We start from the raw sequence: 14,695 nt of genomic DNA on the forward strand, positions 1-14,695 counted from the left end.
ATACAGGGCGCCTTTTATTGTTCTCCTTGCACAAAGGCAGCTAACGCTTCAACAGCTTGCTCTTCGTCATTACCATCAGCGATGAGCGTCACTGTGCTCCCTTGAGCGATTGCCAAACTCATGACACCCATAATACTTTTCGCATTCACCTGACGCTTTTCACGTTTTACAAATAGATCCGATGTATAGCGGTTCGCTTCTTGCACAAATAGCGCTGCTTGCCTCGCTTGTAAGCCAGGCTTTATTAATACTTCAGCGGTTTTCTCAATCATTTTTCTTGCCTCCTCTCTATTTATTCGTAATTCCACCTACTCGAACACCTTCAGCAATCTCATCAATTTTTCTTAGTCGGTGATTGACTCCGGATTTACTGACTGGCCCACCTGATAGCATTTCGCCTAGTTCTTTTAACGTAACGTCTTGATATTCTACCCGCATATGTGCGATTTCCTGTAAGCGATCTGGAAGTTGATCCAACCCGATTGTCGCTTGGATAAGTTTTATGTTTTCCACTTGCCGCTGTGCTGCGCTAATGGTCTTGTTTAGATTTGCAGTTTCACAGTTCACTAACCGGTTCACACTGTTGCGCATATCTCGAACGATCCGTATATCTTCAAATCTCATTAAAGCAACGTGTGCTCCAATAATACTAAGGAAATCTGCTATCTTCTCAGCCTCTTTCAAATAAGCTACGAATCCTTTTTTACGTTCAATGGATTTACCATTCAACTGATAGTCATTCATCAAATCCACTAATGCATCGGAGTGTTCAGCGTACATTGAAAATACTTCCAAGTGATAGGAAGAAGTTTCGGGATTATTGACTGACCCACCTGCGAGGAAAGCTCCACGTAAATAAGCACGTTTGCAGCAATCATTCGGAATGATTGCTTTTGAGATTGACTGTTTCGATTGAAACGTATTCGTTAAAATGTCTAAGTCATCCAACAGTTGGCGTGCGCCTTCTCGGATTCTACAAATATAGACGTTATTCTTCTTCAACCGCATTTTACGTCGTACGAGTAACTCGACTTTGTAGGAGTATAACTTTTTTAGATTGGAATACAGTCTTCTAGCAATAGCTGCGTTTTCTGTCTGGACATCCAAGCTGATTGTTTTATTGGAAAACGAGAGAACGCCGTTCATTCGAATGAATGCTGCGACTTCTGCTTTTGTACAGCAATCTTCTGCTTCTATTTGCGTCAGTTCTTTTTTTGTTTCGGATGCGAAAGACATGAAATCTCCCCTTTCTCGGTGACAATCACGTCTGGTTTATTGTAGATTCGTCTGTTATGTAAGATACGAACCATTTAGCTACTTTTTCTGCATCGTGTAATACGCGCTCATTTTCAGCGAGCGCAATGTCTTCTTGCCAAATTGCTGGAACCAACTTTTGTAATTCTTCTAAATCACGTTCAACGGGCCATGACGTCACGGTTTGCCCCGCTTCTGATAACAACGGTGTAATGTCCGTATTATTGAGAAGAACTGCGTCTAAAAACGGCTTACCTACGTGATCATAGAGAGCTGCAACATGCTCAGATGCTGTATATCTGTATGTTTCGCCTCTTTGAGTCGTTAAATTTCCGACATAGACTTTACGTGCGGTACTTTTCAAAAGAGCATCTCTAATGTCTTGGACTAGTAAGGACGGAAGAATACTCGTATATAAACTGCCCGGACCGATGATGATTAGGTCTGCCTGATGAATTTCTTCCAGTGTTTCCGGTAACGGTTTTGCATCTTGAGGAGATAAGTATACACGACGAATTTTGCGTGCGTACATCGGAATTTTAGATTCACCTGTCACAATCGTTCCATCGTCAAGCTCCGCGTGCAACTTAATGCGATGATTGGCTGCAGGCAGTACTTTCCCTTTAATATTAAGAACTTGACCTGTTTTTTTAACCGCACTCGCAAAATCACCTGTTATATCCGTCATTGCTGCGAGCATTAAATTCCCAAGGGAATGGCCATGTAAATCGTCTTCTGTTGTAAAACGATATTGGAAAAGTTGCTCGATTAGAGGTTCAACGTCTGAAAGCGCTGCCATCACCTTTCGGACATCACCGGGAGGCGGGATATCGTATTGATCCAATAGCCTCCCTGAACTTCCACCATCGTCTGCAACTGTAACAACGGCAGTTAAATCGACTGGATACTTTTTCAATCCCCGTAGCAATGTCGACAAACCTGTACCGCCTCCAAACACCACAATCTTCTTGCGGCTATTTGGTGTTGTCATAGCGTCAACCCTTTCTTTTTTCGATGTGTTGGTGAGTGACATAAGTTGTATAGTCGTCTTGGAAAAGACTTCCGAAGTATTCAGCCAGCGTAACTGAGCGATGTTGTCCACCTGTGCAGCCGAAAGCGATTACTACTTGGGATTTTCCTTCATTCTTATATTGAGGTATTAGGAACTTGAATAAGTCCGTCAATTTTTCAATTAATGTTTGGGTGTCTTCCATTTTCAGGACATACTCATACACATCCTTATCGAGCCCCGTTTGTGGACGCATCGATTCAATGTAATATGGATTTGGAAGGAAGCGGACATCGAATACGACATCGGCGTCAATCGGCATGCCGTGTTTAAAGCCGAAGGAGATGAAGTTTAACGTGAAGTTCTCGCCTTCACCTACTGAAAATTCTGCAATGATTTTATCTCTTAATTCTTTCGATTTCAGACGAGATGTATTTATAATGGAGCGTGCACGACCTTTGACATCACTTAATAGACCACGTTCTTTTTGAATGCCTGTTAGCGGCTGTCTTCCATTCGCTAAAGGGTGCGACCTACGGGTTTCTTTGTAACGGCTTACTAGTGTTTCGTCATCTGCCTCTAGAAAGAGAATACGAGTTGTGACGCTCTCCATTCGAGTTAAGTTATCAATTGCATCGACCAGTGCGTCAAATAACCCTCCGCCACGAGTGTCAATTACTGCAGCGATTTTAGATTTTTTGTCCGCTGATTTCAACATCAAATCGAGAAATGTCCCGAGTAACTCGGGTGGTAAATTATCGATGCAGTAGTACCCCATATCTTCGAAACTTTGCATCGCAACTGACTTACCAGCTCCAGACATCCCCGTAATAATAACAAGTTCGAGTTCTTCAGAATGCGCGTCGATTTCCATCGGCTCAATCACCTTCCATAGAGTTTTGAATTTTTTCATCAAGAAGCTCAAAGTCTTCAGTATACGTAAATGTACCATATTGTATTCCAGGGCTAGAACTAGCGAATAGCAAATTAGTGCGATCGCCTTCAGCCATCGGAAGTGTATTCAAAGATTCTGTCGGATGCCACTCAAGTTCTCCCTCAATCGTATGAGTCATTGGAGTACCTGTCAGGTCGTGGGCAACAAATGTATACAGCATCCATTCGTCCACCACTTCTTCACCCTTTCGGATGACCATAGTAAATACGCCTTTCAAATTCGGGTCAACTGGCTTTGCACCGGTCTCTTCTGTAAATTCACGCACTGCAGTTTCCATAATTGACTCGCCAGCATCCATCTTGCCGCCAGGAGCAACATACCATCCTCTGCGTGGTTTTTTCAGTAATAATGTTTTCCCATCCTTTACGACGAGAAGGTTTACAATTCTTTGCATAATCGTTGCCTCACTTCTATTTGTTCACATAGTAATAAGTATAATCGATTTCTGTGAAAAACGACACAAAAAGAAGCTGCCAGAATGGTTCTCTCCGGCAGCCTAAAAGTTTATTCTAAAATAGGGGGTCATTCAACACTCTTAGTATAACCGATATCTATTTCAGGAACGTTACAAAATTGTTAAAGTTGCGTTAAGAAAAGACTTTCACTCACACTTGTGTTTCAAGTGATTCGGTTAATTCTTCCACATACTTTTGGCATGATTGAGCAGCAATACTTCCGTCACCTGTAGCTGTAACAACTTGGCGCAACAGTTTTTCGCGCACGTCACCAGCGGCGTAGATTCCAGGAATCGCTGTTTCCATTACATCATTCGTTTTAATATAGCCATTCTCATCCAAAATGCCGAGATTTTCAAATGGCTTAGTGATCGGGTCAAGTCCGATGTAGATAAACATACCTTCTGTCTTGTGCTCACGCTCGGAACCGTCTTCAGTCGAAACAAGTGTCACAGAATCAATCTTACCATCTTTGCCGTGAACTTCTTTAACTGTTGTGTTCCAGATAAAGTCAATCTTCTCGTTCGCAAATGCCCGCTCTTGAACAATCTTCTGTGCACGCAACTCATCGCGTCGGTGAATGATTGTCACTTTGCTAGCAAAGCGAGTCAAATACGTTCCTTCTTCAACAGCAGAATCTCCGCCACCAATAACAATGATTTCTTTGTTTTTGAAGAATGCGCCATCACAAACCGCACAATAACTAACCCCGCGGCCTGTTAACTCTGCTTCACCAGGAATACCCATTTTACGGTATTCAGCGCCTGTCGTAATAATAATGGAACGAGCTCTATACTCTTTACCGCTCGCAACGATTGTTTTATATTCTTTACCATCAATAATTTCTTTTACATCCCCATACGCATACTCCGCTCCAAAGCGTTTTGCGTGGTCAAACATCTTAGTAGATAAGTCAGGCCCAAGAATAGACTCGAAACCAGGATAGTTTTCAATTTCTTCCGTACTTGCCATTTGGCCGCCTGGCACTCCTCGTTCCAACATGAGTGTCGACATATTAGCGCGTGCCGTATATACTCCTGCAGTCATGCCCGCAGGTCCTGCTCCAATAATAATCACATCATATATTGTTTCAGCTGACATTCTAGTTCCTCCTCTAATAACTACTTCTGTTCAAATCGTATAAGGTTTCTGACTTTCCATCAACTTATTTGCTTACTATCCTCAATGCGATTAAACCGGTATTCTAAGAGAAGTTCGGTAGGAATTCAAATAGTTCACTTACGTACTTTGTCAGAGTCGCAGTACTTATCCCATATAATGCGGCTAAACTCGTTTTCGTGACACCTTTACTTCTAGACGAGTGGAACATGTAATCTGCAGCTGCCGCAATCGCTTTCGGATTCTTGAATGGATACTGTTTTGAAGCTCCGATTTCAAACAGCGAAAACCACATTTGGAACAAGTGCGTTCCTTCTTCATCCAGCGGATTGTGTTGCTCATAGAGAAATTCAGTTGCTTGTATCGCACGATTGAATGATTTATCTTCAATTGTTTTTTCAACTAGATGGTAATCTAGACTGCACGCAAGCACGAGCTTCTCTAAATCTCCTAATTTCTCTACTTCGATGTACAAAGGATGCGCAATGATTTCTTGTTTATGGATGGACTTCCCAAGTAAAAAGTAGCCGAACATCCGCTCACTTATATACTCATTCGAGATTTTGTCCAATAGGAATTGCTTGTCCTGCGTGTAAATTGACGTATCCATTTGTTCTTCAGCCTTTACATCAAGCCAAGGCTGAAGTCCTTCTTTTGAAGGATCGAGATCGATAAGTCGACTGAATGCGACTTCCGCCTGTGCACGATGCCCCGAGAAGAACGCAGCGTGTGCGAGCCAAAAGTAGAAGCCGGCATCTCCTTCAAATCCCTTTTTCTGAATACTACGAAGCCAGTGATACGCTTCTTTATGATTTCCGATGAGCGCAAATGTAGCACCCAACTTATAACGGTTTTCAAACTGATAAGGACGTATTTTTACAAGCAATTCAATAAGTGGCTTCAGCTTTTCCTGATCGCCTTCATAGTAATAAAATACAGCAAGATTGCATAGAGCATGAATGTTCCCTTGGTCTTTACGCAAGACGTCGTATAGCAGTTCCAACGCGTCCGTTGTGTCGCCTCGATAGAAATAAGCAAGTGCCAAGTTATTGAAAGATGACCAGGACTCTGGATAATCCACAACGATATCCTCTAGAACAGAGACTGCTTTGTCGAACTCTCCAGACTCCATAAGACGGCGCGCCTTCTCTTGCAAGAGGTGCACTTCTTCGTCTCCAGGCTCATCATCCCAAAGCGCTGCTTCTTGCTCCGCAAATTCAATAATCTCTTTTGCTTCATCGGAAAGTTCTCCGTCAGGTGCAACTTTTATATACTTTTCTGCAAACAACTTCGCTTCTCGTAAAATCCCTAAATGAGCATGGATTTCAGCCAAATAGAAAATGACATCTCGATGTGTCGGATCCAGCTCATAGGCTTGCATGAGTAAATCGAGCGCCTCTTCAAAGCGCCCTTCTTCCATAACCATCACTCCGTATTGCATGACGATTTCAGGATTATCCGGACTTAGTTCCATAGCCCGTTTCAAATATTTCAGCGCCTCTGGAAACTGATCTTTCTGAATCTCAGTGAGCGCTCGTTCGTAATAAAAATCACCGTCAGGGACAAATGAAATAATTTTGTTAGTTTTATGTTGCTCGTTTTTATCCAAACAGATTCCTCCGAAAAAACAAGAAGGAACGCAAAAACGTCCCTTCTCGCAATATGTCTACAGTATACCATAACTTCTTTTGGACTACGTTAAACCTTAAATGGTTTTTGTTTTTGGGCAGCGCGTTGTTCTGCTGTATAAATAATACGAACTGGATTCCCTCCTGCAAAAGCACCTGCAGGTATGTCTTTATTCACAAGAGATGCCGCTGAAATCACGGCTCCATTTCCAATAGTTACACCAGGAAGGATCGTTGAGTTTGCACCAATCATTACTTCATCCCCTATTATGACGTTCCCAATTCGGTATTCATCGATTAAATATTCGTGTGCTAAAATCGTTGAATTGAACCCGATAATCGTATTGTTCCCAATACGTATCCGTTCAGGGAACATCACATCAGGAAACACCATGAGCGCGACCGCGGTTTGATGACCGACTTCCATCCGCAAAAATGTCCGATACAACCAATTCTTCACTCCGAAAAACGGGGTGTAACGAGCTAGTTGAATCACGATGAAGTTTTTCGCCACTTTATAAATCGACACGGATGTGTACAAGTTCCAAAGGGAATTCCCTTCCCCTTTCACGTCAAAGCGATCTGTTTTTCTCATTTGTCAGATACACCTAGTATTCCGTAAAGGTCAGAAATATGATTCAACATATAGTCTGGGTTAAAAGTCGAAAGAAATTCCTTCCCCTTCAACGACCAAGCAACTCCCGCTGTCAGAACTCCTGCGTTTTTCCCACCTTCAATATCATGGAAATTATCTCCGACCATTATGACTTCCTCTTTTGATACATTCATTCGTTGCATCGCAAGCAATAACGGCTCGGGATCGGGCTTAGGTCGTTTCACATCATCTAGGCCAATAACTGTTTCGAAAAGATGGCCGATGCCAAGCAACTGCAATCCCTTTCCCACCATATCCTTGCGCTTCGTAGAAACGATTGCCATACGGATTCCGTTGTCTACCAAACGCGTCAATGTCTCAGGAACGCCATCAAACGGCGTTGCGAGAAGATCATGATTTAGAATGTTCCATGTTCTGTATTCTTCAATCATCGCTTCCGTTTTAGAAGGATCCATCGCATTGAATGTCTCAGCTAACGTTGGCCCTAGAAAAGGTAAGATTTTTGTCCGAGTATACTGCCCAGGATAATGTCGATCTAGCAGTTGTTCGAACGATTGCATAATTAGTTCATTTGTATCGAGTAAGGTACCGTCCAAGTCGAACAGGACGGTGGTGATTTTATTAGCCATTTGCAACAAACGCCTCCCCTTCCAGTTTCTTCACTAGCTTTTGTCTCCAGAAAAATGCAACGGCTATCGTTAACACAAATGCCGTTATCACTCGTATGAGTAGAAGCGGCCAAACTGAAATCCCTAAAGGAACAAACAACAGCGTATCTTCAATAACCGCGTGACATGCTACTAAAAATATAAACGATAACGTCGCATCCCGTTTACTTACACCATCTTCTTGAACGGCCTGGATCATCACGCCAGCTCCGTATGCAAGACCAATGACAAGACCTGCGACTAACGTTAACGAAGCATTCGGCTGAACGCCAATTAGTTTTGTGACAGGTGTGAATTTTGCTGAAAACTTTTCTAAGTAGTTTCTGTCCTTCAAGAACTGGACCACAATCATAAGAGGTATAACAATAAGTGCGAGTTGTAAGACACCGAACGACGCCTTCTGAACGCCTAATAAGAAAATCTCTAACCACCCATTAGGAACAACAGCAGTTTCAGGTGAAATTCCGTATTTCGCAATTTCTCCACCACCACGCCAAACGAGGTTGATGACAATACCTGAAAGTGCAGCTAGACCAAATCGTACGACTAAGACAATCCACAGTTTTACCCCAACTTTTAACGCTACGCCTGTCTCAATGAACAAGTTGTGCGCAAAGCTCAGCATCACGGCGAGTATGAAAACTTCCTTTACAGTTAAATCGAGTGATAGAATTCCGGCAATCCCCGCATACAAATTTAGCGCATTACCAAGAACTAATGGAATTGCAGCTTCTCCACTTAGTCCGAACAAGCTCATGAATGGTGAAATGAGTTTTACGAGCCAAGGTAAAATTGGAGTATGCTGCAAAATCACAACTAAAATAGTGATTGGGAAAATAATCTTCCCTAGGGACCATGTCGTTTTCAGACCTGCCCCAAGACCATTTCGAAATGTGGAGAATGCACGTTTATTTGTCATTGTACCTCACATCCATTTTCATAATAAACCTACGATAAATCAGTAAACCAAGACCAATGAGTACACCTATAATAGAAACTACTTGAGCAGCGCGAAGTGTTCCGCCATACAAACTATCAGTTCGCATTCCTTCAATGAAGAAACGACCAACTGAATACCAAGTTATATAGAAGAAGAAGATTTCACCACGCTTCAAATTGACTCTGCGCAATATCAATATTAGTGCCAGACCTAAGAGATTCCACATCGACTCGTACAAAAACGTAGGATGGTATGTGATGCCTTCGATTGTCATCTGATTCATAATCCAGTCAGGAATAATTGTGTTATCTAGGAACGATTGAGACACTGGCCCACCGTGTGCTTCCTGATTCATGAAATTTCCCCAACGACCAATGATTTGTCCAATCAGCAATCCGGGCGCTGTAATATCAGCGACTTTCCAGAATGACACTCCGCGCTTTTTCGTAAAAATAACGGCTGTAATAATGGCACCAATTAACGCACCGTGAATCGCGATGCCGCCTTCCCAAATCTTAATAATGTCCCCAGGATGATCTTTATAGAAATCCCACGAGAAAATCACATAATAGATGCGGGCTGAAATAATAGAAATTGGAACTGCCCATATTAGCATATCTGTTAATAAATCAGGATGCATATTCTGTTTAACCATTTCTTTTTGCACGAGTAAAAATGCCAAGATGATTCCGGTTGCAATTAATATTCCATACCAACGGACTTCGAATGTCCCAAATGAAAATGCAATTGGATCGATCGCTAATAATGTATTCATCTACCGGAGAATCCCCTTTTTTTCTGCTGCAGCCGCCTTTTGACTAATCACTGCATCCAGTTTGTTTGTAAATTCCTCTGCTGCATTAATGCCTAAAGATTTTAACCGATAATCCATAGCAGCCACTTCGATAATAACGGATAAGTTACGACCGGGGCGGACAGGCACAATGAGCTTAGTCACCTCAGAATCCATAATTTTAAGTTTGTCTTCGTCTACACCTAGACGGTCGTACATTTTTTCAGGGTCCCATAGTTCGAGGTCAATGACGAGTACGACTCGCTTGTCATCTTTTACGGAACTAGCACCAAACAGCGTCATGATGTCGATAATTCCAACACCCCGAATCTCCAACATATGCTGTAAGAGAGGAGGCGGACTTCCGATTAAGATATTTTTTGCAACCTCGCGAATTTCTACAGAATCATCCGCAATGAGACGATGTCCTCGTTTGACGAGTTCTAGTGCTGTCTCACTTTTACCGACACCACTCTTACCTGTAATGAGCACACCAATTCCGTAGACATCGACTAACACACCGTGCAACGTTTCCATTGGTGCAAGTCGGCCTGCTAAGAAGTTCGTCAACATGCCAGAGAGCCTTGTTGTTGGGACATCCGCACCTAGTACACTTATTCCCATGCGTTCTGCAGCCGCTTCAAGCTCTGGTGGAAGAGTTACGCCATGAGCAAGTACAAATGCCGGCGTATCAGGGGTACACAGCAAATTCATCCGCTCTATCCGATGTTCTTCCGGAAGCATTTCAAAAAATGAAATTTCTGTTTTACCGAGAAGTTGAATGCGCGTTCGTGGATAGAAATCGAAGTATCCAGCCATTTCAAGCCCTGGTCGAGAAATATCGCTGATTTCTATAGTCCGTTCGACTCCTTGAGCACCTGCGAGTAATTCCAAGTCAAATCGTTCCTGCATATCTTTTACCGTGACTCCAGCCATCTGACAGCCACCTCCATATTCATTTAATGTCTATGCATCATTCTACCATTGTACACATCATTTTGAACGGATTTTAAATCCTATTCCGTTTAATCCTCTACTTTTTGCTTCCATGCAAAAAACCATCCCCCGTGTATAGCTCGGGAGATGGCTACTTCTACTTATTAAACGTTCTTTTCAGGATTGTAACAAAGTACTACGGATCCGGTTTTAGATTCTGCAAACAAGTGTAACGTACTTGGAGAATCAGAAACGTCTTTTTTGAAGTTGATGGATCGATGTAACAACTGATCCTGATTGGAAGTTTTCTCAACGTCCGGGAGTTTCAAGCTCAAACTTCCGATTGTTGACGTTATGCCACCAACGAGTGATAACGTACTCGGCACGTACAATTCAATATTACCACCTACGCTTTTCACATCTACCTTTTCAGGACTTTCGTGGGTAGTTGTTACAGAGATAGCACCATTCAGTGTACGTGCTTCAGTTTCTTTAACTTTCCCATCAATGTAAATCAGACCATTTACGGTTTGGGCATCGAGTTTAGTACTATCGATACTTAATAATCGAATTTCACCATTCAATGTCTCAATTTCAACTTCATCGGACTTCACATAACTCGCGCTAACTTTCCCGTTGGCTGTTTTCACTCGAATTAAATTCGCTTCGAGGTTACGAACGTCAAACCCACCGTTCAACAAGCGTACGGAAATTTTGCGATAAGTTTTTTTAGGTACAGTAAGAGTTGTGTTCACTTGTACAGTCTTCGAATTACTCGAAATTCTAAAACTGCTTTCATCTGCTACACAGATGAGTTTCTCCATGAACTCTTTCTTTGCTTCTTCTTCAGAATTAGAGGTGAAGGTTTTCACTGAAAAAACAGCAGAAATTTCGTCTCCTTCACCTGGTACGATCGATAGCTTCCCATTATCGATATCTAAGATAAGCTCTTCGACGTCTTTTCCATCTTTTTGTAGCGAATGTTCGAATCTAACAGCGCTACCGAAAGGATTTTCTATATCAAACTCTTTAACCTTTTGTACTGCAGTTTGCATGAATTGCATGAACTGATCACCAACATTCGTTAAATCCTTGCGAATGTCTTCCATGAATTCTTCCGCAGAATCACCCATTCTTCCGTACTTAGAAGAATTCTCTTTTTCCTTAGGTGGGTCTTCTTTAGTAAATTGCTTCTGATAGTCTTCTTCAGACTCTTTCTTAAGGAAGTCAGTTGGCATTGTATGGTCGGCAGGAGCACTCTCTGGCTTAGTAACTGGATCTGTTTCAGACAAATTCTCTAATAACGTCAATGCCTCGTCCATTGTAATCTTTCCATTTTCAAGCATTGTCAAAATGCGTTTTCGCTCGTTTTGCATTTCTTTTCGCCTCCCTAGTGGAATGATGGTGCCGGTCTCATTTTATTAATACGGTTCGCAACCGAAAAAGTTTCACACTACTGGATTTTCGGCTTGTTCAAGTCTTGCAGACATCCGTTTTCGATCCCGTTCCAATATCGGCTTCAAATACTTACCTGTATAGGATTTCTTATTCCCCGCAACTTGTTCCGGAGTTCCTGTTGCAATAATTTGTCCACCCTTGTCTCCGCCTTCAGGCCCAAGGTCAATAATATGGTCTACAGTTTTAATGACATCTAAATTGTGTTCAATGACTAAGACGGTATTTCCTGAATCAACTAATCGTTCCAAGACCTTCAACAGTTTCGCAATATCATGGACATGAAGCCCTGTAGTCGGTTCATCCAAGATATAGAACGATTTCCCGTTCGATCGCTTATGCAACTCGGATGCGAGTTTCACTCGCTGCGCTTCACCACCGGATAACGTCGTTGCAGGCTGTCCTAATTGTACATACCCTAATCCGACGTCAACAATCGTTTGAAGTTTACGTTGGATCTTAGGAATGTTCTCAAAAAATTCTGAAGCGGTTTCGGCTGTCATTTCGAGTACGTCTGCTATGTTTTTCCCTTTGTACATAACTTCAAGCGTTTCACGATTGTATCGCTTACCATGACAGATATCACACGGTACATAGACATCTGGAAGGAAGTGCATTTCAATCTTCAAGATTCCATCTCCGCGACACGCTTCACAGCGTCCACCTTTGACGTTAAAGCTGAATCGTCCTTTTTTGTATCCACGTACCTTCGCTTCGTTGGTCATTGCGAATACGTCCCGTACATCATCGAATACCCCAGTATACGTAGCGGGATTCGAACGTGGCGTCCGTCCGATTGGGGATTGGTCGATTTCGATGACCTTTTCTAATTCTTCCAATCCGTCCACGCTTTTATACGCACCTGGACGTTGTTTAGATCGGTTCAACTTCTGCGCTAATATTTTATATAGCACATTGTTGATAAGAGTACTTTTACCAGAACCCGAAACACCTGTTACAGCAATGAACTGGCCTAACGGGAAATCGACATTCACTTTTTTAAGGTTATTTTCAGTTGCCCCTTTTATAGTGATTATACGACCGTCAGCTTTGCGTCGCTCAATCGGTAATGGGATGTAACGTTTCCCACTCAAATATTGTCCCGTCAGTGAATTCGGATCTGCCATAACTTCTTCAGGAGTTCCTGCTGATACGATTTCACCACCTGCTACACCTGCACCAGGTCCAATATCGATCAGATAATCCGCCTCCATCATCGTATCTTCATCATGCTCAACGACAATTAACGTGTTTCCGATATCCCGCATGCTTTTCAACGTACTGATGAGACGATCATTATCTCGCTGATGAAGACCAATTGAAGGTTCATCCAAAATGTATAGGACACCGGTTAATCTGGAACCAATTTGCGTCGCCAAGCGAATCCGTTGAGCTTCCCCACCTGACAGCGTTCCTGCTGCTCGTGATAATGTCAGATAATCGAGTCCAACATTGACGAGGAATCCAAGACGTTCGTTAATTTCACGGAGGATCAGTTCCGCAATCTTCGTATCCTTCTCAGATAACTCTAAGTTATCAAAAAATGCCAGCGCTTCTGTAATCGATTTCTGCGTTACTAGGCCGATATGAATATCTGCTACTTTGACAGCAAGAGACTCGGCTTTTAACCGGTATCCGCCACACGTTGGGCATGGACGTTGAGCCATATACTTCTCCATTTGTTCGCGTACATAATCTGAAGACGTTTCTTTAAATCTCCGATCGACATTGGACAAAACACCTTCGAAGTAAATTGCATTATCACGTGTTTGTCCGAACTCATTTGTATATTTAAAGCGGATCTTTTCATCATTTGAGCCATATAGGATTTTGTCAAGATCATCTGTCGCCATTTCACTAACTGGACAGTCCATTGAAATTCCATAATGAGTAGCAACAGTTTTTAGAAGCTCCGGATAATATTGTGAACTCGTCGGAATCCAAGGAACAATCGCGTTGTCTTTTAAAGAGAGCGTTGGATCTGGAATTACTAGATCAGGGTCCACTTCTAATTTCATACCAAGACCATCGCAGTCCGGACATGCACCAAATGGGCTGTTGAACGAAAACATGCGTGGTTCAAGTTCTCCTATTGAAAATCCACAGATTGGACACGCATGATGCTCACTAAACATCAATTCTTCCCCATCAATAACATCGACAAGTGCAGTTCCTTCTGAAAGTCTAAGTGCCGCTTCAAGTGAATCACTGAGTCTTCCTGCGATTCCTTCTTTGATGACTACACGGTCCACAACGACTTCGATATTATGTTTTTTGTTTTTGTTTAGTTCGATATTGTCATCCAAATCAAACGTTTCGCCATCAATTCGAACTCGGACGTACCCTTGTTTCTTAAGGTCTTCTAGTAATTTCACGTGAGTACCTTTTCGTCCTGAAACAATCGGTGCTAAAATCTGGATGCGTGTACGCTCTTCCAACTCGAGCACACGATCCGTCATTTGTTCAACCGTTTGGGAAGTAATTTCTATACCGTGGATGGGGCAAATCGGTTTACCGACACGAGCATATAAAAGTCTTAAATAGTCATACACTTCCGTCACAGTACCGACAGTAGAACGTGGATTCCGGCTAGTCGTTTTTTGATCAATTGAAATTGCTGGCGACAACCCTTCAATTAGATCTACATCGGGTTTGTCCATTTGACCAAGAAACTGACGAGCGTAAGATGACAATGACTCGACATACCGACGCTGTCCTTCCGCGTAAATCGTGTCAAAAGCGAGTGAAGATTTACCGGAGCCCGAGAGACCTGTCATAACGACTAACTGGTCTCTTGGGATAGTGACATTAATATTTTTCAAGTTGTGCGCACGTGCGCCTTGAATATAGATTTCAGTATTTTTCAT

14 protein-coding genes are annotated in these 14,695 nt (G+C 42.5%); all 14 read right to left on the reverse strand.

Going from position 1 to position 14,695, the window contains the following annotated elements:
• Positions 1–14 precede the first annotated feature (14 nt).
• Complete coding sequence (locus ACRPI0_RS11210) at positions 15–272, reverse strand: HPr family phosphocarrier protein (protein WP_432352740.1); 258 nt, start codon at positions 270–272, stop codon at positions 15–17.
• Between the two features lie 16 nt (positions 273–288).
• Complete coding sequence (gene whiA / locus ACRPI0_RS11215; protein WP_432352741.1) at positions 289–1,236, reverse strand: DNA-binding protein WhiA; 948 nt, start codon at positions 1,234–1,236, stop codon at positions 289–291.
• Positions 1,237–1,261: 25 nt separating this feature from the next.
• Complete coding sequence (locus ACRPI0_RS11220; protein ID WP_432352742.1) at positions 1,262–2,245, reverse strand: gluconeogenesis factor YvcK family protein; 984 nt, start codon at positions 2,243–2,245, stop codon at positions 1,262–1,264.
• A 4-nt stretch (positions 2,246–2,249) separates the two neighbouring features.
• The gene (rapZ, locus tag ACRPI0_RS11225; RefSeq protein WP_432355944.1) at positions 2,250–3,137 is read right to left on the reverse strand and encodes an RNase adapter RapZ; all 888 of its coding nucleotides are present in this window, start codon (positions 3,135–3,137) and stop codon (positions 2,250–2,252) included.
• A gap of 4 nt (positions 3,138–3,141) precedes the next feature.
• On the reverse strand, positions 3,142–3,612 hold the full coding sequence (locus ACRPI0_RS11230; protein ID WP_432352743.1) for an NUDIX domain-containing protein: 471 nt from the start codon (positions 3,610–3,612) through the stop codon (positions 3,142–3,144).
• Between the two features lie 211 nt (positions 3,613–3,823).
• Positions 3,824–4,774, reverse strand: a complete 951-nt coding sequence (gene trxB / locus ACRPI0_RS11235; protein WP_432352744.1) for a thioredoxin-disulfide reductase — start codon at positions 4,772–4,774, stop codon at positions 3,824–3,826.
• Between the two features lie 103 nt (positions 4,775–4,877).
• Positions 4,878–6,401: a tetratricopeptide repeat protein gene (locus ACRPI0_RS11240; protein ID WP_432352745.1), complete on the reverse strand. Its 1,524-nt coding sequence runs from the start codon at positions 6,399–6,401 to the stop codon at positions 4,878–4,880.
• A gap of 89 nt (positions 6,402–6,490) precedes the next feature.
• A complete protein-coding gene (locus ACRPI0_RS11245; protein ID WP_432352746.1) occupies positions 6,491–7,015 on the reverse strand; it encodes an acyltransferase in 525 nt (174 codons plus the stop codon).
• Positions 7,012–7,665: a pyrophosphatase PpaX gene (gene ppaX, locus ACRPI0_RS11250; RefSeq protein WP_432352747.1), complete on the reverse strand. Its 654-nt coding sequence runs from the start codon at positions 7,663–7,665 to the stop codon at positions 7,012–7,014. Before ppaX ends, ACRPI0_RS11245 begins: the two co-directional genes overlap by 4 nt.
• Positions 7,658–8,623, reverse strand: coding sequence for a nucleoside recognition domain-containing protein (locus ACRPI0_RS11255; RefSeq protein ID WP_432352748.1), 966 nt, complete (start codon positions 8,621–8,623; stop codon positions 7,658–7,660). Before ACRPI0_RS11255 ends, ppaX begins: the two co-directional genes overlap by 8 nt.
• A complete protein-coding gene (gene lgt, locus ACRPI0_RS11260; RefSeq protein WP_432352749.1) occupies positions 8,613–9,419 on the reverse strand; it encodes a prolipoprotein diacylglyceryl transferase in 807 nt (268 codons plus the stop codon). The genes ACRPI0_RS11255 and lgt overlap by 11 nt, the downstream gene beginning before the upstream one ends.
• Positions 9,420–10,373 (reverse strand): HPr(Ser) kinase/phosphatase, encoded by a 954-nt coding sequence (gene hprK / locus ACRPI0_RS11265; RefSeq protein WP_432352750.1) that lies wholly within the window; start codon positions 10,371–10,373, stop codon positions 9,420–9,422.
• A 164-nt stretch (positions 10,374–10,537) separates the two neighbouring features.
• Positions 10,538–11,749, reverse strand: a complete 1,212-nt coding sequence (locus ACRPI0_RS11270; RefSeq protein ID WP_432352751.1) for a DUF4097 family beta strand repeat-containing protein — start codon at positions 11,747–11,749, stop codon at positions 10,538–10,540.
• A gap of 72 nt (positions 11,750–11,821) precedes the next feature.
• Positions 11,822–14,695: an excinuclease ABC subunit UvrA gene (gene uvrA, locus ACRPI0_RS11275; RefSeq protein ID WP_432352752.1), complete on the reverse strand. Its 2,874-nt coding sequence runs from the start codon at positions 14,693–14,695 to the stop codon at positions 11,822–11,824.

Origin of the sequence: Sporosarcina sp. A2, from assembly GCF_050858885.1 — a bacterium.
Classification (GTDB): Bacteria; Bacillota; Bacilli; order Bacillales_A; family Planococcaceae; genus Sporosarcina.